Source organism: Flavobacterium frigoris PS1, assembly GCF_000252125.1.
Classification (GTDB): Bacteria; Bacteroidota; Bacteroidia; order Flavobacteriales; family Flavobacteriaceae; genus Flavobacterium; species Flavobacterium frigoris_A.
This window is the reverse complement of record NZ_AHKF01000016.1, coordinates 14,260-37,603: the sequence shown is the minus strand read 5'-3', so window position 1 is coordinate 37,603 and position 23,344 is coordinate 14,260. Positions and strand designations below refer to the sequence as shown.

Here is a 23,344-nt window from a genome sequence, read left to right as displayed (position 1 = left end):
CAATAAAAAAAGCCCATATTAAACTTAAAAATTGTAGTCAAAAATCCTTTTTAATATATTAAATCATATATTTGTGAAAATTGAAAATCCGCATTCAAAAACATGGAAAAAAATTATAAAAAAGAAGGTAAATACAGCTATTATGAAGCTGGAGAAGGAACGCCAATTGTTATCTTACATGGCTTAATGGGAGGCCTTAGTAATTTTGACGCTGTTGCTAGTTATTTTTCTGAAAAAGGATATAAAATAGTAATACCTGATTTACCTATATATACCCAAAATATTTTAAAAACTAACGTCAAAAATTTCGCAAAATACGTCAAAGACTTTATCACTTTCAAAGGTTTTGAAAGAGTAATACTTTTGGGAAATTCATTAGGAGGTCATATCGCATTATATCATACTAAAATGTATCCTGAAAAAGTTGCGGGACTTGTAATAACAGGTAGTTCAGGATTGTACGAAAGCGCCATGGGTGATAGCTATCCAAAAAGAGGTGATTATGAATACATTAAGAAAAAAGCCGAAGATGTATTTTACGATCCAAAGGTAGCAACACCTGAACTTATTGACGAAGTATACGCTTCTGTAAACGATAGAATAAAACTGATAAAAACGCTAACAATCGCTAAAAGTGCGATTCGTCACAACATGGCAAAAGATTTACCTAAAATGCATGTTCAAACATGTATAATATGGGGAAAGAACGACAAAGTAACACCTCCGGATGTTGCTGAAGAATTTAACAAGTTACTACCTAACTCTACTTTATATTGGATTGACAAATGTGGACATGCGGCAATGATGGAACAACCGGAAGAATTCAACCGATTACTGGAAGAATGGTTAACACACACGCATTTAAAAGCACACTAATCCTAAAAGGAGAATTTTACACCTAGAACAAATGAAAATTAATACTGCCGAATTCGTAATTAGCAATTCAGACGTCTCAAAATGTCCAAAGGATTTTTTGCCGGAATATGCTTTTATAGGCCGATCAAACGTTGGAAAGTCCTCATTAATCAATATGTTGACCAACCATAAAAAGCTCGCTAAAACTTCTGGAAGACCAGGAAAAACGCAGCTAATCAATCATTTCATAATAAATAACAATTGGTTTTTAGTAGATTTACCCGGATATGGTTACGCAAAGGTATCTAAAAAAACAAAGTCCGTTTTTCAGCAATTTATTACTGATTATTTCGAAACTCGTGAACAGTTGGTTTGCGCTTTTGTTTTAATAGATATTCGTCATGAGGCACAAGCAATCGATATTGAATTCATGTCCTATATGGGAGAGAGTGAAATTCCTTTTTGTATTGTTTTTACCAAAGCAGACAAAATCAGTAAAGTAAAAATTGATTCACATATTGCCGCTTATAAGAAGAATATGTTCGCAAATAACTGGGCAGAAATGCCGCATTATTTTGTAACTTCAGCAACGGAATCTCTAGGAAAAGAAGAACTACTAACCTATATAGAGGAAGTAAACCAAGAGGTTTTCAAAAACAAAAATCAGTTTTAGAAACAAAAACTTTGCTATTTTAAAATAAAAAAAATCCCAAAACTAAAAAAAAATAGTTTTGGGATTTTTTATTTAAGGCTGCATTTTTATTGTTTTTTCAATTCTAGTTTTTCTGCAAAATACTCGCAAAATTGCTTCATTGTATCTGTCATTTTTTCGTCCCCGGTTGCACGGAAAAAAGTATCTGACATAGTAACTAGAGTCTGGTGAAAAAATATCTTCATTTCATCTACAGGCATATCTTTTGTCCATAAATCGATACGTAAACTTTCTTTAGCTTTGCTGTCCCAAACTGAAAGCATAACCGCTTTAGCTTCTTCTAACTCCACACCACCATCTTTAGCAGACCATAATAGTTTTTCTGGAACTTGGTTTTCATCTAATTCAACAACAATCTTAATTTCTGATTTATTTTTATCTGACATTACTTTTTAGGTTTATATTTTGATTTTTCAAATATTTCTTTAGCATTCGAATTTAATAACTGTTGCAAAGATACTTCATTGTTTTCCATATACGAGCGAACAATTTGCCATCCTAACCAAGCTCCCACCCGACCTGGGCTTTCGTTGTCAATTTCTAAATAAAATTTAGAAAAAGGAGCCATACCTATAAACCGCGGAATCAACTTTTGATCGTCACTGTAAAGCAATTCTTTTTCAATGAAATAACGCCACATATAACTCTCGTTTTCAACACACCATGTAATCTGCTCTGGTGTGTAGCCCATCTTATCAGCATCGCTATAATCTGGCAATAACATGTCTTTCAAGTACAACTCCTTACCTGAAAAAATCATATTAGAGAGCAAACTCTTATCCTGATTTGGAGTCGTTTTAAATTTAAAAAAACTAGAAACTACATCTGGCATAATCTGCCTTTCCACAAAATTCTCCTTAATATAGTTTGGAAACTGATAAAATTTATGCTCTTTACCTAAATACATTTCCAGCGATATAATAACAAGACTATCAGCATATATTACCTTATTATTATAATCCATCTCAGATATTACCGTAATCAGCTTAGGTGTTTTCGTCTCTGGAAAATAGTATTTTAGGTGTTTAAAAAGCGTGACAGCCTCACTTTGCACAGGATCAAAATTAGCGTACTTTTTTTGAACTTCGGCGTACAACTCGCGCCACAAGGGATCCTGCATTTTATCTAACCATACAGAATCATCATTTCCTGCAGGAAAAAAAAAGGGATATTCTTTCTTAACTTTACTTAAATCTTCAGGCTTTGTTTCGAAAAAGACTTTATCAAAGCGTTCTACCTTTATCTCTACAGGTATTTCATTAACAGCCTTCTCTATTTTATTTTTCTGTCCACAAGACAAAAGAAATAGACTTAGAACACTAGAAATTAGGTATCTTTTCATTTTTTTAATTAAATTTGCTACAGAAAAATCACTCAAAAGAGTAGGCTACTTATTGCTTTTGCAAATATACATTCCTCCTTGTTAAAAGTTAAACAATTATGACTAAAAAAAGTACCATACAAGTTGATCAAGTGAATACCCAAATTGTGAACTGGTTAAAGGCCTATGCAGAAAACGCAAAAGTCAAAGGCTTCGTTATTGGTATTTCAGGCGGAGTTGATTCAGCTGTCACTTCAACATTGTGCGCACAAACTGGTCTGGACGTTTTATGTGTAGAAATGCCTATTCATCAACACGAAAGTCATGTAAGCCGCGGACGTGAACATATCGAGCAATTAAAAAGTAGATTCCCTAATGTAACAAGCACACAGGCAGATCTAACTTCAGTTTTCGAAGCGTTTAAAAAAGAAGTCCCTACTGATTTCGAAGAGCACAAACTGGTTCTGACGCTGGCAAATACACGAGCACGACTTCGTATGACTACGTTATATTATTTTGCAGGTATTCATGGATTATTGGTCGCAGGAACCGGAAATAAAGTAGAAGATTTTGGAGTTGGGTTTTATACAAAATATGGAGATGGAGGAGTAGATTTAAGTCCAATTGCAGATTTAATGAAATCTGAAGTGTTTTCTTTGGCTGCCTATCTAGAAGTTCCAGAGTCAATTCTGAAAGCAGCACCATCAGACGGCCTGTTTGGCGACGAAAAAACAGATGAACAACAATTAGGCGCTAATTACGATGAATTAGAATGGGCTATGATTGAAGATGAATCAGGGAAAAAAGCTGCTGATTTTTCAGGAAGACAAAAAACAGTGTTTGAAATTTACAAACGCTTAAACAAAATTAACCAACACAAAATGAGGGAGATACCCGTTTGCTTCGTTAATCGGAATTAATTGCGTTTTATCCAGAAAATTAGTAATAATATCATTTTATTATTAATTTTATTATATTATTTTGACAGATAACTCTTAAATAAAGAATTATGATAAAAGTTTGTTTAGCCGATAACTATCCGGTCGTTCATTTTGGAGTGAAATCTTATTTTAAAGATCATGCCGACATATCAATAGTTGCCAATGTTGGTAACTTCTTGATGATTCGCGACATACTCCTTACTAAAGAAATCGACGTATTAATATTAGATTTGGAGCTGGAAGGCCTTGCTAGTATTTTTGAAGTGAAATCCATTTTGAAAACTTTTCCAAAAACTAAAATTATTATTTTCAGTGGTCTTTCAGAACAAATCTATGCGCCAAATGCAATTAAAGCAGGTGTCTCTGGATTTGTCCATAAAAAAGAAAAACTAGAAACTTTAGGCCAATCTATTGTCAAAGTTAATCAAGGAAAGATTATCATGAACGAAACCGTGAAAAAGAATCTTGCCTTAATTGCAAAACAAAGTAAAAGCGAACGCCTTTATCGAAAATTATCGAATCGCGAAGTGGAAGTGCTTCGCTATTTAAGTTCAGGGAAAAAGAATCATGAAATTGCTGAAATCCTAAACCTCAATGAAAAAACAATTAGTACGTACAAATTACGATTGTTAACAAAACTTAATGTAACCAATCTAGTTGATTTAGTTGAAAAAGCAAAAAAACTGGAAATAGTTTAGCTATTTCTTTCCTTTTGCCCTCCTGATTATTTAGAAAATCTATTGATTAATTTGTTATAATCAGTTACCATAGTTAAAAACTCCATTTTATCTGAACCTCGTTCAGCGATTTGGAGTTTTTTAATGATACCTAACTACAACCCTACCTAGTTTTCTTGAAAATTTACCTCTAAGGTCAATATAGCTCATCACCATGGATAATGATTCCATATTATCTGAACCCGGTTCATTTGAGATCGAGTTTTTTAAGTTTTCAATAATTTCACTAATCAAGAACCATCTTAAAGTGAATAAAGTATCTGATACTCCTTGATTTAAGGTATCTTCAATCGTTTTTGGAAATATATTTTGGCCTATCCAGTCGTGCAATACATATTTTTCATCTTCCATCATTATAGTAGTCACTTCTTGCGGGACGCCGGACTGCAGATGATTTATATATTTATCTATTCCTGAGTTTTCATTTTGAAGATAGTAGTTCATTAAATCTTCATAGATAACTTTAAAAATTGGACTAGCAAATTCTACTTCATCTTCCTGTAGACTCAAAAATATTTTTTGGAAAACCTTCAACTCCTTATATTCTGTAACTTCGATAATTTCTCCTTCTCCGTTAGACTTCATCAATATTTCTTCGAAATTTTCAGTTCTATCACCATATAGCAAAAGAATCCTGATTATTTCACGCTCCACATTACCTAACACATCAACCTTTTCGACCGCCTCTGGGTTTTCGTTTTTTATTACCTCGAAGGACTTTTGTTCTGTCTTTTGCTTCTTTCCAACCTCGGCTACATCTTTCTGAAGTAACTGTGCCAAGGTGCTGACCAAAACTTGCTCTGAAATATCCATAATGCGGGAACACTCCTGAATGTATATTTCCCTTTGAATTCTGTCTGGTATTTTGGAAATACTCGAAACCATATCCCGAATCAAATCAGCTTTTTTTATGGGGTCATTCTTCGCCTCATTCATTAAAAGGGAAGCTTTAAACTGTATAAAATCTTTGGCATTATTCTCTAAATAGACCACTAAATCATCGTAAGACGTTTTTTTGGCAAAACTATCTGGATCTTCACCATCGGGGAAAGCACAAACCTTTACATTCATTCCCTCTTCCAGAATCAGATCGATTCCTCTAATCGAAGCCCGAAGCCCGGCCGCATCACCATCAAAAAGAACGGTAATGTTTTTAGTCAATCTGTTAATTAGACGGATTTGATCTGGCGTCAAAGCTGTCCCTGAGGAAGCAACCACATTTTCGATTCCAGCTTGATTAAATTGAATAACATCTGTATATCCTTCAACTAAAAAACAATTATTAAGTTTAGCGATAGATTGTTTGGCCTGAAAAATCCCGTACAAGACCTTACTCTTATGATAAATATCGCTTTCTGGTGAATTCAGGTATTTTGCTGATTTTTTGTCATTGGTGAGTATGCGACCTCCAAAACCAAGAACCCTTCCAGACATACTTTGTATAGGAAACATTACTCTGCTCTTAAAACGATCAAACGGTCTGTCCTCTCTAGCTATAGTTAAACCGGTACTTTCCAGAAACTCTAACTTATAACCTTTCCCTAAGGCTTCTTTAGTAAAAGCATCCCAAGTTTCAGGAGAATACCCTAAACTAAATTTTTTAATGGTTTCAGCGGTAAAGCCTCTTTCCTTAAAATAAGAAAGCCCTATTGCTTTCCCTTCCTCAGAGTTTAAAAGTGTTTTATGGAAGTAGCTTTTAGCAAATTCAGAGACCAAATACATGCTTTCACGAATATCAGTATTGGCTTTTTCCTGATCAGTTTGCTCTGTCTCTTCAATCTCAATATTATATTTTTTAGCTAAATAACGAATAGCTTCGGGATAAGTAAAATGCTCGTGCTCCATTAAGAAAGCTACTGAATTCCCTCCTTTACCAGTACTAAAATCTTTCCATATTTGCTTCACAGGCGACACCATAAAGGAGGGCGAGCGCTCATCAGAGAACGGACTCAATCCTTTAAAGTTACTTCCGGCTCTCTTTAATTGTACAAAATCGCCGATAACCTCCTCTACTCGAGTCGTTTCGAAAACAGTATCTATAGTCGCTTTTGAAATCAATTTTTAATTTTTTAGAAATTCAAAGTTACAACGTTTAGCTTGACAAAATTATTTATTATTCAAATAAAACAGCAATCCAATAACATAAATTACAATTGAGTAAAAAGCCTAAAGTACAGCGAATTATAATTTACTAATTCATTTATGAAAAATAGTGTTAATTATTCAATTTACTTTTTATATCTAATAAAATATCCTTTAATTTACAGTTACCCCCAAATCATAGTTGCAATTTACTGCCCCATAATTTATTACATTTATGGAAACATCAGCATTTATCCAAAATAAAACGGATGAAATCAATTTTACTAAGAATAAGAATGAATTTAACTCCATTTTATTATTCCTATCGGAAGTATGTGAGGTTCCTTACGTTTATTTAACAATTAAAGGTGTTAACAACAAAACTAAGGATTATAGAATAGGATTTGACAACTCAGTTTCTGACGATGTGCTTTCCATGCTAGACACTGTTACTCTCCAGAATAAATCGAGTGTCTTTTCTAGTGACAATAAAGTTTCAAAAATCAAGCTAGCACTTCTGAACAATTCTGAATCCCATTTCGCATTTTTTGCAGGATTCCCTATCCTAAATCAGAATGGCTCTGTAGTTGGATCTTTATCTCTAATGAATTTAGTTCCTCATAAAATTACGGCTTTACAAAACAAAGTAATTGCTCAGTCTATTATCAATATTCAGTCCATAATTAATTTGATGGATCAGAATACTGAATTGCAAAATAACATCAACGATAAAACAATTCAGTTTGAAATTCACAATGCAAACTCAATTGAAATAACTTATAAGCTTGATGATAATGGTATAATTACAGAGGTTTCTAAAAAATGGGAAACTATTTTGGGCCATAAAACCCAAACCATTATTGGGACCAACTTTACTGAGTTTATACATCCTGAAGATTTAAAAATATGCACGCAAGCTGTAAAAAACTTAATAGAGCACAAAACCCGCAAGGAAGAATTAACCTATCGTATCAAACATTTAAGTGGCAATTTTGTCTGGCATTCAGCCATTTTAACGATAGTAAATACTAAAAACGGATTTTATTTTGTTGGAAATTGCAGAGACATTACTGAACATATAGAATCAAAACTAAGGCTTGAAGAACAAAAAAAGTTCTACATCACTATATTAGATTCTCTACCAACAGCTGTAGCGGTCTTTGATGAAAATCGCAAATACCTTTATTTAAATCCAACATCAATAAAGAATGAGGAACTACGCAATTTTATTATAGGAAAAGATGACTTTGAATATGCCGTTCATACAGGCAGATCCTCCTCTTTTGCAGAACTCCGCCGCAAACAATTTTTGGAGGCGCTGGATTCAAAAGAATTAATCGAATGGCAAGATGAAATTACTAATGCAAATGGATCCATAATAACCAACAAAAGAAAATACAATCCTGTTTTTCGTGAAGATGGCACATTAGAAATGATGGTTGGTTTTGGAACTGATATAACACAAAGCGTTAAAATTCAAAAAGAAATTCTTGAAAGCAAACAATTACTCCAGAGAATTCTAGAAAATGTAGCAGTAGGCATCTTGGTACAAGGGCCAGATTCAGAGATAATAGAAAATAACCAAGCTGCCTGCGAAATGCTTGGACTCAGTCAAGATCAACTTTTGGGTAAAACTTCCTTTGATAGCCATTGGAAAGTGATTCATTCAGACGGAACAGACTTTAGAGCTGAGGAACACCCTGTACCGAAAGCGATTAAAGAACTAAAACGCATAGAGGGCGTTGTCATGGGAGTTTTCCGTCCAATACAAAACGACTTCGTCTGGCTGCTCGTTGATGCTATCCCCGTTTTTAATGACAATAACACATTACTTTATGTCATTTGCTCCTTTAATAATATAACAAATCAAAAAAATGCCGAAAATGAATTAAAAATAAGCAATGAGCGCTTTTTATATTCTAACAAGGCTTCTTCAGATGTTATATGGGATTGGGATTTAGCTTCACAGAAAGTATTTTATGGAGATGGTTACTATGAACATTTTGGTTTTGAATTAAATAACACAATTAACAATTTAGGAAATCACTCCCATTTAGTACACCCATTAGATAGAGACAAAACATATGCCAGTATAAGCGCAGCTATTTTGAGCAAAAGTGACTCATGGGAATATGAATATAGACATCTTAAATCTGATAATAGCTATGCAATAGTAAAAGACACCGCCTACATTGTTCGTAATGAACAAGGGAACGCTATTCGAATTATTGGGGCAATGAAAAACATTACCGATAAAAGAAAATTAGAATATGAATTGCAACAAAGTGAAGAACAATTCAAAGGAGCCTTCAATCACTCTGCAGCTGGTATGGCATTAATTAATACTGAAGGATATTATATTGAAGTAAACGAACGTCTTATCGAAATTTTAGGATATACAAGTGCTGAAATGAAATCTCTAAAACTCAATAGCCTCGTTCATAAATTTGATTTAAAGCAACTTTTAATTTTTAAAGAAAAATTAGATTCAGAAAAAATCTCCAAATTCAATATTGAAATACGATTTATTCATAAGAACAAAACATGGATATGGACTCATCTATCAGTTTCGATCATTAAAAACAGTGCCAACAAATATTACATATCCCAGTTTATTGACATTACTCAACGAAAAAAAATAGAGGCTGAAAATAAGTTGCTATTAGACGAGAATAATAGAAACAAACAAATTCAGCTAGACGAAGCTAAAAACTTGTACCGCCTACTTGCCAACAATACTGTAGACTTAGTCTGTTTACATGATTTAGAGAGTTTCTTTGAGTATGTTTCCCCATCTGTAAAAAAATTAGTTGGGTACCAACCTGAAGAATTAATAGGTAAAGCTCCTAGAGATTTTGTACATCCAGAAGATCTAGAAAGATTTCAGGAAAGTATGAGAACTAACGATTTTTGGAAAAATAAGATTTCAAAAAATGAAAATTATAGATTTAAACACGCTGATGGAGGTTATATATGGTTGCAAACGACTACAATCTTACTTGAAAAAAATGGAACTGCAGTAGGCTTTCAGACCAACGGAAGAGATGTTACCAAAGAATTAGAAGCAAAACAAATTATTGAAAAAGCATTAATAAAAGAACGTAAATTAAATGAATTACGAACAAATTTAGTCTCTACCATTTCCCATGAGTTTAGAACACCAATGACGACAATAAGAACTAGTGCCGAACTAATCAAGATGTACTTAAAAGGTCAAAACATAGAAAATGAATTGCGTGTTCAAAAAAGAGTTGACGTTATAACACACGAAATTGACCGAATTGTTGAATTAATGAATGCCGTACTAACCATATCTAAGGAAGATTCTGGAAAAACGAGCTACTCCCCAACTGTACTGGATTTAAAAGCACTTTGTAAAGAAGTAATTGAGGAGGATTATATGGAAACAGAGAATAACATGAATGTTGCAATGATTTGCACAGGAAATAATTTCCTAGTTTTTGCAGATAAAAATCTAATGCATTATTCAATTAGTAACATATTGAATAATGCATTCAAATATTCTAAAAACTCAAAAAACGTAACCTTAAATATTATATCCACTGAATCAGATTGTAAAATTGAAGTTATTGATTATGGAATTGGAATACCAAAAAAGGATCAAGATAAACTTTTTAACACTTTCTTTAGGGCCAGTAATACAGATGGAATTCAAGGCACAGGATTAGGGTTACATATTGTGAAAAATTTTGTAGAAAAAAATAATGGAACCGTCACCCTTGAAAGTGAAATAGGAATAGGAACAATGGTGACTATGCAATTCCAATTGCACAAACTTGTAGGAAATGAATAAAATATTAATTATTGATGACGAAGTAAATCTAAGAGAAACAATCAATGAATTGTTGACTTATAGCGGATACGAAGTATATGAAGCAGAAAATGGAAAAGATGGCATTGAAAAAATCAAGGAAACTGAACCCAATCTTATACTCTGCGATATAATGATGCCAGTTTTAGATGGATACGGATTTATGAATGAGCTTAAAAAAACCAAATTTCACCAAATTCCAGTGCTATTTATTTCAGCAAAAGTAGCAGTTGAAGATCAATCTAAAGGAATTAGCTTAGGTGTAAAAGGTTATATTGAAAAACCATTTGAATTTAAAGAATTAATTTCTGCCGTGAAGCTCAATATTATACCCACAGGAACAGAGTAGTACAATTCCAAAAAACGACTTATACTTTTTTCAGCAATGATAAAAAAAATAAAAATTATTTTTTGGCATTAATAACTGAAGCTAAATGTTCGGCAAAAACCAAATTGCTTTTTGGAATAACGAATTCATAAAAAACATAACTTCTCTTATTTATCAATAACTTATAATAAAAACGTCGTGTAAAAATCGAGATGGCAAATAAAAAAACACTTATAATTATCGGTACTAAATCAACTAAAAAAAAGCGTTCACCCCCTGTAAGATAAAAAGATATAAATGAAAAAAGTAAAACAACATTCAATGTTAGATCTCTACATTTAACTATTCTAACATTCGTTATTTGATTTAAATGTAAATTCAATTTTTCGCCATTAATCTCCATGACTACTGTTGAATCATTTATAGAAAAAAGAGGGTTTTTATCTAACCTATTTTCAAATGAAGCCATTTCTAAATGCATACCCAATCTTAGCGTTTCTTTACTTAATTCTTATCATAGCAGCTTACCCTAACGAAATTAAAATAACCTACTAAATTTATTGCCCCCAATAAATCTTAAGTAAGCTGCATGATAAGATAATCCCCAAATCATGGTCCAAAAGTAAAAATTTGTGATTTCTGTACAGTAGTTTTAATTGATAATTTAAAATTAAATACTCATAATCTAATTTTAATAAAAATCACTTTCTTTTAATTCCATTTAGCTAAATAGGCTTAAAAGAAAGTGATTTTAGTAGGCAAATATTTCAATTAAGAGTTAAAAAAAACATCTACCAAAAGAAGCAACAGAATAGTGAATGAAAAAAAAACAAACCCTAAAGTTAACAACACTTTTATGTCATTATTGACTATTATTTTATTGTTTAAAATCTCATCTAATTCTTCCCAACTTTCCTCTGAAGGTCTAAAAATCATAGCAGCGTGTAGATTAAGTTTATAATATAAAACCTAAATTTATTGTTTCTGTAGTAAAAATCAACACTTATAATCAATGATTTAAAAATAACGATTGATAACTTAAATGACCTTTAAAGACGTTACAATTAAAGTGCTTTTATATAATCAGTTGGGCTTTGACCAACATAATTTTTAAAACTAGTAGAAAAATAAGAAAAAGAATTAAAGCCTGTCTCGTCAACTAAGAACTGTATATTCCTTTCGCCAAGATTGATCAGTTTAATGGCATAATCCAATTTAAACTCTCTTATATATTGACTAATATTTTTATTAGTCCGCTTTCTTATTTTTTTATCTAATGTAGATCTACTGAAATGCAATGAATTTGCAATTTCATTAATATCCATAGTAGACTTCATGCCTTTAGATAAAATAGCATTTATAGACAAAATAAAATCTTTCTCAGAAAGCTTTATTGTAACCTTAGAAAAAGGATCAGGAGTAAATTTATTTTCAATTTGCTTTTTAAGAGCTAAAATATTATTTATTTTAAAAATCATCTCCTTCACTTTAAATGGCTTCATTATATAATCATTTACGCCATTTTTCAATTGTCTGTAGCGTACCTCATCATTGCTATTTGCAGTAATAATGATAAAAGGAATAGTATTAAATTTCTTTATTTTTCTAATTTTAAGAAACAATTCTTCTCCATTCATTAAAGGCATCATCAAATCGCTAATAATAATATCAGGAATATTATTTTGTAAATAATCGAGGGCTTCAACTCCATTTTTAAGCCAACTCACTTCAAAATTATTCAAGAAAAGCAACTCAACGACTGAAGCTCCTAAATTCAAATCATCTTCTATTAAAACTATTTTAAACGGGGCTGTTATCATTTACCAAAAATATTAATTCAGTTTTTAAAATATTACTTTATAATTTTAAATTATCAGTAATGAAAAGTAATGAAAAATTAAAATAAAATACATTTATACTGAAATTATTTTTTAATTAAAGTAGTAAAACTATTACGCAGAATAGAATAACAATGAAAAACCATTTATTAGGAATTTCTTTAGCGAATAATATTTTATTAGACGAGCCAAAATTTGATGATGCATTACAATTATGCATTACAATTTTAGGAGAAAGTCAAGAAGTTAATAGTTGCTACGTTTTTAAAATGGAAACAGAATCAATTCAGTACAGTTATGATTCTGAAACAAAAAAGACAGTAAAGTTGCTTGGAACAGACGCTTCCTGTAATTTTTTTTCTGAAATAAAAATAATGATCCCTGAAAACAAATGTTTTTATGGGTATCGAGAGGAATTAAAACCAACGCTATTTAAAACCTATTTAGCAACAAAAAATACAGATTCATTCCTTCTTACCCCCATATATAGCAATAACAAATTATGGGGTTTTATAGGGTATGAAAATCACAACAGAGTTGATTGGATTAATGAAGAAGTCAGATCATTAAGTATTCTTGCAAAGAATATTGGAATCAGGGCCTTTAAAGATGCATTGACTGAAGTGATAGGAACTCAAATGGAAAATTTAAATTACTACATGACTGGCACCAATCAAGCCATGTGGGAATTAGATTTAACAACAAAAAAAACCTTGTATTCTTACTATTGGGCTGAAATGATTGGGTACGATAAAGAGACTATTGAACACAGTTATGACTTCTGGCGAAAAAACGTGCATCCGGACGATATAGAAGCGGTTGAAAAAAATCTTCATAATTACATCGCTAATATTTCAGATGAATATAGTGGCATAATGAGAATGAATCATAAAAAAGGACACATTATATGGGTCAAATATTGTGGCATCTTAAAAAGAGATGATGATGGTACTCCGTTAAAAATAATTGGGACCCATATTGACGTAACTGATATTAAAGAAAAAGAAATACAACTACAATTATCAGAAGAAAAATATAGATTTATTACCGAAAATACGACCGATATAATATGCCAACATAATCTAGACACTAGCTACATCTATTTATCAAATTCATTTAAAGAAATCTTAGGTTACGAAACAGATCAAATGATTAATAAGATAGCCTCTGATTATGTCCATCCCGATGACTTTAAATACGTTATGGCTGCCTCTAACGAATTAGCAAGCAGTGGAAAACACACTGTCATAACCTATAGATTTAGAAAAAAAGATCAAACTTATGTTTGGTTGGAAACTACGGGGAAAAACATTGTAAACACTGACAACAAAGTCATTGGGACACAAACCTGCAGCCGAGACGTTAGTGAACGTATTGAAATAGATGAAAAAAGGGAAGCTGCACTTATTAAAGAAAAGAAATTCAATGAAATGAAATCTGAATTTGTATCAATGGCCTCCCATCAATTTAGAACCCCCTTAACTGTCATATATTCAAATACGGAACTTTTAGATTTAAAATTAAACAAAAATCCTGCAATTAAGCCTATTACAAACAGAATAAAAAGAGAGGTCGATCGCATGACTGAATTGATGAATAATATTTTAGTTTTCGCAAAATATGAATCTCAAAAATTAAAAAAAGAGATTAAACCAATATCCTTTGATGCATTTGTTAAACTATTAATAAAGACCTATTTTAATAACACTCCTGATGGACGAAAAATCAAAGTAATAACGAAAGGAGAACGCAAAACCTTTTATTCTGATGAATCCTTGTTAATCCACATTTTAACAAACTTAATTAATAATGCTTTTAAATATTCCATTGGTAAAGCTACCCCTTGTTTAATCATAAACTATTTAGAGAATAAATTAGAAATAGAAGTAATTGATTACGGAATTGGAATACCCGAACATGAGGTAGAACATTTATTCACTTCCTTTTTTAGAGCTTCAAATACAAATACTATTATAGGATCTGGTTTAGGTTTAGTTATCGTCAAGCAATTCACACGTTTTTTAAGCGGAACAATAGAACTAAAAACCAAAGAAAATGATGGAACAATTATAAAATTACAATTCCCTTATGAACAAGAATAAAATTTTGCTGGTCGATGATGAAATAAATTTAAGAGAAACTATTTCTGAACTACTAATCCACGAAAACTATATTGTCAAAACAGCATCTAACGGGCAAGAGGCTTTGAATATATTAGATTCCTGGATCCCTGATTTGATAATAAGTGACATCATGATGCCTATTATGGATGGCAATATGTTTCATCAATTAATCAAAGAAAATATTGACTTAAGCTCGATTCCGTTTATTTTCATGACAGCTATGAATGGAGAAAATCAAATGAGAAAATGCCTGACAAACGGCGCCGATGATTTTATCACAAAGCCTTTTAAAATAGATGAATTGATTGAAATTGTGAAAAACAAAATCGAACGATTTAATAAAATAAAAAATGCATATAGTAACATTTATATAGGTAACAAAATATCCTTTTTACATGAAATAAATACTCCTCTTAATGGAATTTTGGCTCCTATAGATCTTTTGATCGAAAATGAAGACATTGAGAAGGAAGACGTCTTAAAATTTTATGAAGCTATAAAAATATCTGGCGAAAGATTGAATAGGACTTTGCAAAACATTATGTTGTATCAAAACGTAAAGAGCAACATACTAAAATTTGAAGATAATTCATACGCTCCAGTATTAGATATTTTTCTAAAAGTAAAAAGTAAAATATTTGAAGTTTACGAAAATCAAGAAAAAAGAATCACGTACGCAATTGATAAAGCAGATGTAAAAATTTCCCAGGAGAACTTGTCTTTTATCCTTTTTGAATTAATTGACAATGCTTTAAAATTTTCGCCTCACAATACAATTGTAATGGTTTCTGGCAGTATATACAATCAAGAATTCTACGAATTAGTTATTAAAGATTTTGGCATTGGATTTAGTGAAAATGAGTTAAATAGAATTGGAGCCACACAACAGTTCAATAGGGAGCAACAGGAACAACAAGGATTGGGTTTAGGTCTTTTCCTTAGCAGAATCATTATAAAAAAAATAAAAGGTGTTTTTAGCATTCGTTCTAAAGAAAAAGAAGGAACCACGATAAAAATACTGCTACCATTAAACATATAGTTAGTCATTCATTTACATACAAAACTGAAATTAAAAACAATTATTCCATTAACACTAAAATAAATATCATGATAAAAGTTTGTTTAGCAGATAATTATCCCGCCATCCATCAAGGGATAAAATCGTATTTCAAAAACCATCCAGAGATTAGTATCGTTGCTAATGTCAACAAATTTTCAATGGTTACGGAATTACTTAAAACGAAAGACATTGATGTCTTAATTTTGGATTTAGAATTAGAAGAGCTTTCAAGTATTTTTGAAATCAAAACAATTTTAACAAAACATCCAACAACAAAAATTATAATTTTCAGTGGCCTTTCTGAGCAAATTTATGCGCCAAATGCTATTAAAGCAGGGGTATCAGGATATGTCCATAAAACCGAAAAATTAGAAAATTTAGGAAAAGTTATCGTTAAAGTTAATCAAGGAGAGATTATCATGAATGAGACTATAAAAACAAACCTTTCACTAATAGCGAAACAAAATAAAGGGGAACGACTACATCGAAAACTTTCCAATAGAGAAGTAGAAGTGTTACGGTATTTAAGTGCCGGTAAAAAGAATAATGAAATTGCAGAAATATTAAGCCTAGACGAAAAAACGATAAGTACTTATAAATTAAGATTACTTATAAAGCTAAACGTTACAAATTTAGTAGATCTAGTGAATAAAGCAAAGATAATAGAAGCAATATAAAGAGATTAAAAACCATAGCACATTACTCAATTTTACTTAAATGGAGTAATGTACTTGGTAATTAATTACAATTTGTTTTTAATTAAAATCAAATCGAACACCTAAGGATACGTTATTTTGTTTCAATTCATTATCTGAAAACAACCGATTTAAATCGTATTTAAAATACAAACTGGTAGCTTTATAACCAATGTAAGAACTCAATCCATAAATAATTTTTTCAGCATTAAAATCGCCTTTCACTCTTTCTTTTGATTTATAATCCCCATCCTCGTATTTTATAATTTGTTTCGACTTTAAATTTGTGCCAAAATATCCACCAAAACCCACACGAAAATTATCATGAGTTTTAAAATAAGTTTTTCCGTCCCTTTCTTTAGATTTAGAAAAATCAATTTCTAAGTGAACTGGAATTACAAGTGAAACCGTTCTAAATCTAGAATCTTCTTGATGAATCGAGTTTACTTCTAAGTTGGTTTGGTTCCCGTTCACTACAAAGCTTCTATTATCTGTAGCACGAAGGTTATTATACATAACCGACAAACCATATTTAGCATGTAATAAATTAGCATCCTTAAGTATTCTTGAATTATAAGTCACACCCAATTCGTAAAAATGAGATCCAAAATACCTGAAATCTGAATTTTCAACGCTTTTATCTGTAACTAAATTATTTAAACCTGCTGCAAAAACGACTTGACTTGTGGTACGTTTTGATTGACGATTTTCTTTATCATTTTGTCCATTATAGACTTTCATAGAAGTCAAGTTAATTTCAGTCTTATTCTTTCCAATAGAGTCATTACTTCCGCCTATAATATTAATCATCGTTCCTTCAGCCCCATTTCCATCTTCTGCCTGACTATTAATTTTACCGTCCACTTTTTGTTGCACCAAGTCTCTTAATTCTTGCTGAGCAACTGCAACTTTGTTTTCAATTATAGTCGCTCTCGCCTGCGCCAACTGTTGCTTTTTTGCATTTGCCTCCTCTATAGTTAGCTTTCCTTTCTCTAATTGAAAGTTCACTTCTTCAACTTCTATTTTTAATGCAGCTTTTTGTTCATTAGTAATATTCTCGATTTTTAAAGCAATATTCTTTGCTTGTTTTTCAAAAGTATCTTGTGCTAGCATTTTACTGGCTAAAAGACACAATAATAACGTTAAGTAAATAACTACGTTTCTCATGATAATTAATTTAAGATTGATTGATTGATGATTTTATTCGAAATTTCTATTGGCGAAAGCTACCTTTACCGTTTGGTAATTCTTACTGACTTTATTGATTACTTTTTCTCGAAAAGAAAGCTCTAGTTCTCCATCGACCTGAGTGAGTAAATTAGCAGCATCTACATGTACAATTTGCTTAGAATTTACTTGCTTTTCTTTTGGTGTAGCATTCTGTAAGGCAGCTAGCATTTCAAGCGTACTGGTTTGAGTTTGTGACGTGATTGAATTTGATTCTTTTTTTTGATTGATGACTGAAACCTGGCTTATTTGATTTTTGTTTAAGGCATTAATCGTCGCACTCTCTTTTACGACTGAAATAGATTTAGAAACAACTACTTTATCACTAGACGCAGCATTCCTATTATTAGTAACTAAAGGACTGGTGTTTGATTGTTTTAAAATAGTTTTAGGCACTACTAATTCTTTGACAACGACCTCAACCTCTGGATTCATTATTAGCTTTTCGTTTTGAGCAAAAAATAATGTACCTATAACTGCCAATCCTACAAAACTGGCAGCAATGTATATCCAAGAATAGGAGCGTTTTGGTTTCTCAGCAACTACCATCATTGCTTCTAACTTTCCCCAAGCTTCATTAGAAGGCTCAATAGTTCTAGCCTCTAACTTGTCTTTTATTATTGTATCTAATTTATTTAGTTCCATAGTCGTAACTTTTTGTGGCATTAATTTGCTGTTGCAAAATTTTCCTCGCGTGTGACAATTGCGATTTAGAAGTTCCTTCGCTTATCTCAAGCATGACAGCAATTTCTTTATGCTTAAAACCTTCAATTGCATACAAATTGAAAACCATCTTATAACCAACAGCTAAATTATCTATCATAAACTGAATGTCATCTGATGATAATTCACATTCTTCTACTTCGTCACTTTCCTCAACATAAACTGCATCTTCAATAAAATTTACTTTTTTATTCACTCGTAAAAAAGAAATACATTCATTGACTATAATTCGTCTAATCCAACCTTCAAAACTTCCGTTGTGCTGAAAGTTTTTAAGGCTTGTAAATACTTTCATGAAAGAGGTAATCATTACATCCTCGGCTTGCTGTATATCTTTTACATATAGCCGACAGATACTTAACATTTTTGGAGAAAACCGAGTATAGATTTGCTGCTGTGCCTGACGATTATTATCGACAGCAAGCTGAATTATTTCTTTTTCCTCCTGATGTAAATTGATTACTTTCAAAGTCTTTGTAAAGGGTTTCTATTAGTATAGACGATTGACAATGTAAAAAGGTTGTATGGGAATTTAAAAAAAGACAAATAAATGTATAACTTGCTAAATTACAGCGCTATAAGTTTATTAAAAAAAACTACTTCTTTCTTTCAATAACGTAATTTACCATTAAGATTAGTGCATCTTTAAATTCAGAGTTGGGATAGTTGTTCAATAGCAACAACGCTTCTTGTTGGAATTCGACCATTTTGCTCTCAGCATAGATCAAACCCTCATTGTCTTTAACAAAGGCAATCACTTCTTTTACTCGCTTCTTGTCTTTGTTGTGGTTTTTTATGGAATTGATTAACCAGCTTTTTTCTTTTGAGGTGCAGGTATTCAAAACATGTATGAGCGGCAAAGTCATTTTTTGCTCTTTTATATCGATCCCAGTTGGTTTCCCAATAGCATCTTCTGAATAGTCGAACAGGTCATCTTTTATTTGGAAAGCCATTCCTATAAGCTCGCCAAACTTTCGCATATTTTCAACCTGAGGCTCATCTTCAATAACAGATTTAGCACCAAGTGCACAGCAGGCAGCAATAAGAGTCGCTGTCTTTTTCCGAATTATTTCGTAGTAAATATCCTCTGTGATGTCCAGTCTTCTCGCTTTTTCTATTTGAAGTAATTCGCCTTCGCTCATTTCGCGAACTGCGACAGAAATAATTTTTAGCAAATCAAAATCTCCATTATCTATAGAAAGTAACAATCCCTTTGAGAGTAAATAATCTCCAACAAGTACGGCGATTTTATTTTTCCAAAGTGCATTAATGGAGAAAAAACCACGACGGCGATTGCTGTCATCGACTACATCATCATGAACTAATGTTGCTGTATGAATTAACTCAATAACACAAGCCCCGCGATAAGTCCTTTCATTAACAACTCCCTCAGAAACCATTTTTGCTGTGAGAAAAACAAACATGGGACGCATTTGCTTCCCTTTTCTATTTACGATATAATACGTGATTCTGTTCAGTAAAGCCACTTGTGAAGTCATCGATTCATAGAACTTTTTTTCAAAAAGTTCCATTTCTTTAAAGATGGGTTGCTTTATTTGGGAAGTGACATTCATTTCGGATTCAAAGTTACATCTTTTGACAAATATATTCAGCCTTAAATCCAATTTAAGTCGTTCATTTTAAAAAAATCTTCTCCTTAACATTGCTAACCTATTCTTAATTTCACATCTGTTTTTGTTAAAGTTATCTTAATCTGACGCGAGTAGCAGAGGTATAAGTTTGCACAACAAAAACAAAACAACAAACAAATGAAAATTTTAAGAAAAAATTTACTCTTTCTTTTACTTGTATTTTGTGTGCATGTAGTTACTGCACAGACAAAAACAATCTCCGGAAAAGTAACGGATTCATCTGGTTTCCCACTTACTGGAACCACTATTTTAATTAAAGGAACCAAAACTGCAACAATTGCAGACGGAAATGGAAACTACACTATTAAAACCGAAAAGGGAAAAACACTGATTTTCAACTTTATGGGCTTCACCACCAAAGAAGTTTTGGTAAACAACCAAGAAAATCAAAATGTTACATTGCAAGATGATTCCATAGCACTGGGTGAAGTGGTTGTTACAGCATTAGGAATTAAAAGAGATAAACGTGCTTTAGGATATGCCTCACAAGAATTAAAATCAGAAGATATTAATAAAGTGAACTCGGCTAACTTTGTGTCTAACTTAATAGGGAAAATATCAGGAGTCCAAATTACAGGTTCTGGAAACGGAATCACAAGCTCTTCAAGAATAACTATTCGTGGAGATAAATCTTTGAACATCAACAATAACGGCCCTTTGTTTATAGTAGATGGAATTCCGATTAACAATAATGTATATGGTGTAGGAGGCGGTCCCACTAGTCAGGCTGATTTACCTACTGATTATGGGAATGGAGCTTCAGAAATCAATCAAGAAAACATTGAAAGTGTAAACGTATTAAAAGGAGCAGCAGCTTCTGCACTTTACGGATCCAGAGCAGCAAATGGTGTTATTGTAATCACAACTAAATCTGGTAAAAAAGGCAAAGGACTAGGCGTTTCAATCTCTTCTTCCTTTATGACAAGTGAAGCATTAAGATTACCTGAAATACAAGGTGTTTATGGCGCTGGTTCAAAACAAGTATACGATCCGGGTGCTGATACCAACTTAGGACCACGTTTTGACTCAGGTGTTTCTTTATTGCAAAATGGAAGCCCCGGTTATTCAGTAGGACAAGGACAAGTTTTACCATTTGAATTTAGATACGACTTAAATGACTTTTTTAGAAAAGGAAGTTCGATTTCAAATTCGGTTTCTATTTCTGGTTCAGATGAAAAAACTAATTTCAGACTGAGCTACGGAAAAACAACAAGTGAGGATATTGTTCCTAATTCTGATCTAAAAAGAGAGAACATAAGCTTAAACCTTAATTACAACATTTCAGATAAGTGGAAACTTGCCACAGTAGCTACTTATACAAAAAGCGCCAGTGGTAATACTCCAGTGACAGGTTACGGAAGTCAAGGGATTATGTATAATTTACTTTGGAATCATACCAATGTTGATTTAAATTGGCTTAAAGACTACTGGATTGTTAAAGACGTGAAACAGAACAGTATGTTCGGTTGGGGAGACAACCCTTTCAAAATTGCAAATGAAAATATCAATGCGTTTAAAAAAGGACGCCTTTTTGGGAACATTTCTTCTACTTATGAAATCGATGAAAACTTTTCATTCATGGCTAGAATAGGAATGGACAATTCTAATGATTTTAGATGGTCAAGAAGACCAATTGGATCTTCAAGATATACACAAGGAATGTACCGCGAACAAACGATTGAATTTACAGAATACAATGCAGATATGTTATTGAGTTACGATCATAGTTTTGGGGATTTTTCCGTTAAAATTTCTTACGGAGCCAATAGCATGAATCAATACACATCTGAAAGTAAAATTGAAGGACAAGGAATAAGTATTCCCGGAATCTATAATTTACAGAATATCAATGTTGTGCCTATTTCATCTAGAAATATTTACAAAAAACGCATAAACAGTATGTACAGTCTGGCAAATATTGGATACAAAGATTTTCTTTATTTAGATCTAACTGCGAGAAATGACTGGTCTTCTACCCTACCGGCGAACAACAACTCTTACTTCTATCCATCGGCTTCATTGAGTTTTATTCCAACTTCATTATTTGAAATGAATGAAAACATCGATTTCTTAAAACTAAGAGTAAATGCTGCCTCTGTAGGAAACGACACTGATCCATATAAATTAGTAAAAACCTATCAAAATGGGGCTTTGGCTGGGACTTTAACCAATCCAAGCACTATTTTAAATAGCAACTTAAAACCTGAAATTGCAACTTCCTATGAAGTAGGAGTTGAAGCTCAGTTTTTCAAAAAAAGAATTACCCTAGATGCTAGTTATTATATTACAAATTCTAAAAATCAAATCGTAGGTTTAGATGTATCTCAAGCTTCTGGATTTAATTCGAATGTAATTAATGCAGGTAAAATTCAAAATAAAGGAATCGAGATAGGCCTTGGAGTTAAACCTATTAGAACAAAAGATTTTGAATGGTCGCTTAACGCTAATTTTTCTCAAAACCGTGGAACAGTAAAAGAATTGACCGAGGGAATTAATAACTACATTATTGCTCAAGGACCTAATGGTGGTACAATTGAAGCACGTGTAGGAGAACGAATGGGAGACATGTACGGACGTGGTTACTTAAGAAGTCCTGATAATCAAATTGTATACGACAGCAACGGTTCACCAATATTAGATACTAAAATCAAGAAAATCGGAAACTATAATCCAGATTGGATGTTGGGTCTTGCTACTAATTTAAAATATAAAAACTTCAACCTTAATGCTTTATTTGATGTACGCCATGGAGGTAAAATCTATTCTATGACAAATTCAATAGGTATGGAAAGCGGAATACTAGCTATTTCATTACCGGGTAGAGAAACAGGAATTGTAGGTAAAGGAGTTGTACAAAATACCGATGGGACGTACAGTCCAAACACCACTTCAATTAGTGCTGAAAGTTGGTATTACTATAATGCTTATCGTAGAGATAACATTGAAGCTAATTCATTTGACGCCTCTTATGTAAAGCTTAGAGAAGTGAGCTTAAATTACAGACTGTCTGAGAACTGGACCAAAGCGGTAAAAATGCAAAACCTGAGTATTGGACTAGTTGGAAACAATCTAGCGCTTTGGACAAAAGTTCCAAACATTGATCCAGAAACTCAAGCTATAAGTGGCGGTACATTATTACCCGGATTTGAAGTATTACAACTGCCATCATCCAGAAACTATGGAATCAAATTAAATGCTTCATTCTAAAAAAAATTATC

General features: G+C 32.2%; 19 protein-coding genes. 10 read left to right on the top strand and 9 right to left on the bottom strand.

The features are described 5' to 3' along the window. The first annotated feature begins 102 nt into the window (after window positions 1-102). Together HJ01_RS07110 and yihA are read left to right on the top strand one after the other, a co-directional pair. Window positions 103-876 carry an alpha/beta fold hydrolase gene (locus HJ01_RS07110; protein WP_007137667.1) on the top strand — a complete coding sequence of 258 codons (774 nt, stop codon included), beginning with the start codon at window positions 103-105 and terminating at the stop codon, window positions 874-876. A 31-nt stretch (window positions 877-907) separates the two neighbouring features. Continuing rightward, window positions 908-1,528 carry a ribosome biogenesis GTP-binding protein YihA/YsxC gene (yihA, locus tag HJ01_RS07105; protein ID WP_007137666.1) on the top strand — a complete coding sequence of 207 codons (621 nt, stop codon included), beginning with the start codon at window positions 908-910 and terminating at the stop codon, window positions 1,526-1,528. Window positions 1,529-1,614: 86 nt separating this feature from the next. Here the strand turns inward: yihA and gldC are convergent, their stop codons facing one another. Then, window positions 1,615-1,953, bottom strand: a complete 339-nt coding sequence (gene gldC, locus HJ01_RS07100) for a gliding motility protein GldC (RefSeq protein WP_007137665.1) — start codon at window positions 1,951-1,953, stop codon at window positions 1,615-1,617. Next, complete coding sequence (gene gldB / locus HJ01_RS07095; RefSeq protein ID WP_007137664.1) at window positions 1,953-2,909, bottom strand: gliding motility lipoprotein GldB; 957 nt, start codon at window positions 2,907-2,909, stop codon at window positions 1,953-1,955. The genes gldC and gldB overlap by 1 nt, the downstream gene beginning before the upstream one ends. A gap of 98 nt (window positions 2,910-3,007) precedes the next feature. Here gldB and nadE point away from each other — a divergent pair, with 98 nt between their 5' ends. Beyond that, window positions 3,008-3,808 (top strand): NAD(+) synthase, encoded by an 801-nt coding sequence (nadE, locus tag HJ01_RS07090; protein WP_007137663.1) that lies wholly within the window; start codon window positions 3,008-3,010, stop codon window positions 3,806-3,808. Window positions 3,809-3,897: 89 nt separating this feature from the next. After that, the gene (locus tag HJ01_RS07085) at window positions 3,898-4,527 is read left to right on the top strand and encodes a response regulator transcription factor (RefSeq protein WP_007137662.1); all 630 of its coding nucleotides are present in this window, start codon (window positions 3,898-3,900) and stop codon (window positions 4,525-4,527) included. A 120-nt stretch (window positions 4,528-4,647) separates the two neighbouring features. On the opposite strand, the gene dnaG is transcribed toward HJ01_RS07085, so the two are convergent. Beyond that, a complete protein-coding gene (gene dnaG / locus HJ01_RS07080) occupies window positions 4,648-6,624 on the bottom strand; it encodes a DNA primase (RefSeq protein ID WP_007137661.1) in 1,977 nt (658 codons plus the stop codon). Between the two features lie 259 nt (window positions 6,625-6,883). Here dnaG and HJ01_RS07075 point away from each other — a divergent pair, with 259 nt between their 5' ends. Both HJ01_RS07075 and HJ01_RS07070 read left to right on the top strand, forming a co-directional pair. Further along, window positions 6,884-10,462, top strand: coding sequence for a PAS domain S-box protein (locus HJ01_RS07075; RefSeq protein WP_007137660.1), 3,579 nt, complete (start codon window positions 6,884-6,886; stop codon window positions 10,460-10,462). Continuing rightward, window positions 10,455-10,829, top strand: a complete 375-nt coding sequence (locus HJ01_RS07070) for a response regulator transcription factor (protein WP_007137659.1) — start codon at window positions 10,455-10,457, stop codon at window positions 10,827-10,829. Before HJ01_RS07075 ends, HJ01_RS07070 begins: the two co-directional genes overlap by 8 nt. A gap of 55 nt (window positions 10,830-10,884) precedes the next feature. Here HJ01_RS07070 and HJ01_RS07065 read toward each other — a convergent pair whose 3' ends face one another. Continuing rightward, the gene (locus tag HJ01_RS07065) at window positions 10,885-11,277 is read right to left on the bottom strand and encodes a hypothetical protein (protein ID WP_138984270.1); all 393 of its coding nucleotides are present in this window, start codon (window positions 11,275-11,277) and stop codon (window positions 10,885-10,887) included. 595 nt (window positions 11,278-11,872) lie between these two features. Next, the gene (locus HJ01_RS07060) at window positions 11,873-12,628 is read right to left on the bottom strand and encodes a response regulator (RefSeq protein ID WP_007137656.1); all 756 of its coding nucleotides are present in this window, start codon (window positions 12,626-12,628) and stop codon (window positions 11,873-11,875) included. A 152-nt stretch (window positions 12,629-12,780) separates the two neighbouring features. Between HJ01_RS07060 and HJ01_RS07055 the strand changes: the two genes are divergently transcribed. From HJ01_RS07055 to HJ01_RS07045, 3 genes are all read left to right on the top strand, one after another. Then, entirely contained in the window at window positions 12,781-14,748 is a 1,968-nt protein-coding gene (locus tag HJ01_RS07055) for a PAS domain-containing sensor histidine kinase (protein WP_007137655.1), read from the top strand. Then, complete coding sequence (locus HJ01_RS07050) at window positions 14,735-15,808, top strand: response regulator (RefSeq protein WP_007137654.1); 1,074 nt, start codon at window positions 14,735-14,737, stop codon at window positions 15,806-15,808. Before HJ01_RS07055 ends, HJ01_RS07050 begins: the two co-directional genes overlap by 14 nt. 68 nt (window positions 15,809-15,876) lie before the next feature. Beyond that, window positions 15,877-16,506, top strand: coding sequence for a response regulator transcription factor (locus HJ01_RS07045; RefSeq protein ID WP_007137653.1), 630 nt, complete (start codon window positions 15,877-15,879; stop codon window positions 16,504-16,506). Between the two features lie 78 nt (window positions 16,507-16,584). On the opposite strand, the gene HJ01_RS07040 is transcribed toward HJ01_RS07045, so the two are convergent. From HJ01_RS07040 to HJ01_RS07025, 4 genes are all read right to left on the bottom strand, one after another. Then, complete coding sequence (locus HJ01_RS07040) at window positions 16,585-17,691, bottom strand: hypothetical protein (protein ID WP_007137652.1); 1,107 nt, start codon at window positions 17,689-17,691, stop codon at window positions 16,585-16,587. 33 nt (window positions 17,692-17,724) lie between these two features. Further along, window positions 17,725-18,396: a hypothetical protein gene (locus HJ01_RS07035; RefSeq protein ID WP_007137651.1), complete on the bottom strand. Its 672-nt coding sequence runs from the start codon at window positions 18,394-18,396 to the stop codon at window positions 17,725-17,727. Further along, complete coding sequence (locus tag HJ01_RS07030) at window positions 18,383-18,943, bottom strand: RNA polymerase sigma factor (protein ID WP_007137650.1); 561 nt, start codon at window positions 18,941-18,943, stop codon at window positions 18,383-18,385. Before HJ01_RS07030 ends, HJ01_RS07035 begins: the two co-directional genes overlap by 14 nt. Before the next feature lie 127 nt (window positions 18,944-19,070). After that, a complete protein-coding gene (locus HJ01_RS07025) occupies window positions 19,071-20,048 on the bottom strand; it encodes a polyprenyl synthetase family protein (RefSeq protein ID WP_007137649.1) in 978 nt (325 codons plus the stop codon). 195 nt (window positions 20,049-20,243) lie between these two features. Here HJ01_RS07025 and HJ01_RS07020 point away from each other — a divergent pair, with 195 nt between their 5' ends. Next, on the top strand, window positions 20,244-23,333 hold the full coding sequence (locus tag HJ01_RS07020; protein ID WP_007137648.1) for a SusC/RagA family TonB-linked outer membrane protein: 3,090 nt from the start codon (window positions 20,244-20,246) through the stop codon (window positions 23,331-23,333). Window positions 23,334-23,344: the final 11 nt, after the last annotated feature.

Bases quoted from the DNA above. Each gene is read 5' to 3' on its own strand.
- HJ01_RS07020 (WP_007137648.1), top strand. From the start codon at position 20,244: ATGAAAATTTTAAGAAAAAATTTACTCTTTCTTTTACTTGTATTTTGT.
- HJ01_RS07050 (WP_007137654.1), top strand. From the start codon at position 14,735: ATGAACAAGAATAAAATTTTGCTGGTCGATGATGAAATAAATTTAAGA.
- gldB (WP_007137664.1), bottom strand. From the start codon at position 2,909: ATGAAAAGATACCTAATTTCTAGTGTTCTAAGTCTATTTCTTTTGTCT.
- HJ01_RS07075 (WP_007137660.1), top strand. From the start codon at position 6,884: ATGGAAACATCAGCATTTATCCAAAATAAAACGGATGAAATCAATTTT.
- HJ01_RS07025 (WP_007137649.1), bottom strand. From the start codon at position 20,048: ATGAATGTCACTTCCCAAATAAAGCAACCCATCTTTAAAGAAATGGAA.
- gldC (WP_007137665.1), bottom strand. From the start codon at position 1,953: ATGTCAGATAAAAATAAATCAGAAATTAAGATTGTTGTTGAATTAGAT.
- nadE (WP_007137663.1), top strand. From the start codon at position 3,008: ATGACTAAAAAAAGTACCATACAAGTTGATCAAGTGAATACCCAAATT.
- HJ01_RS07060 (WP_007137656.1), bottom strand. From the start codon at position 12,628: ATGATAACAGCCCCGTTTAAAATAGTTTTAATAGAAGATGATTTGAAT.
- HJ01_RS07045 (WP_007137653.1), top strand. From the start codon at position 15,877: ATGATAAAAGTTTGTTTAGCAGATAATTATCCCGCCATCCATCAAGGG.
- HJ01_RS07035 (WP_007137651.1), bottom strand. From the start codon at position 18,396: ATGGAACTAAATAAATTAGATACAATAATAAAAGACAAGTTAGAGGCT.
- HJ01_RS07055 (WP_007137655.1), top strand. From the start codon at position 12,781: ATGAAAAACCATTTATTAGGAATTTCTTTAGCGAATAATATTTTATTA.
- yihA (WP_007137666.1), top strand. From the start codon at position 908: ATGAAAATTAATACTGCCGAATTCGTAATTAGCAATTCAGACGTCTCA.
- HJ01_RS07065 (WP_138984270.1), bottom strand. From the start codon at position 11,277: ATGGCTTCATTTGAAAATAGGTTAGATAAAAACCCTCTTTTTTCTATA.
- HJ01_RS07085 (WP_007137662.1), top strand. From the start codon at position 3,898: ATGATAAAAGTTTGTTTAGCCGATAACTATCCGGTCGTTCATTTTGGA.
- HJ01_RS07110 (WP_007137667.1), top strand. From the start codon at position 103: ATGGAAAAAAATTATAAAAAAGAAGGTAAATACAGCTATTATGAAGCT.
- HJ01_RS07070 (WP_007137659.1), top strand. From the start codon at position 10,455: ATGAATAAAATATTAATTATTGATGACGAAGTAAATCTAAGAGAAACA.
- HJ01_RS07040 (WP_007137652.1), bottom strand. From the start codon at position 17,691: ATGAGAAACGTAGTTATTTACTTAACGTTATTATTGTGTCTTTTAGCC.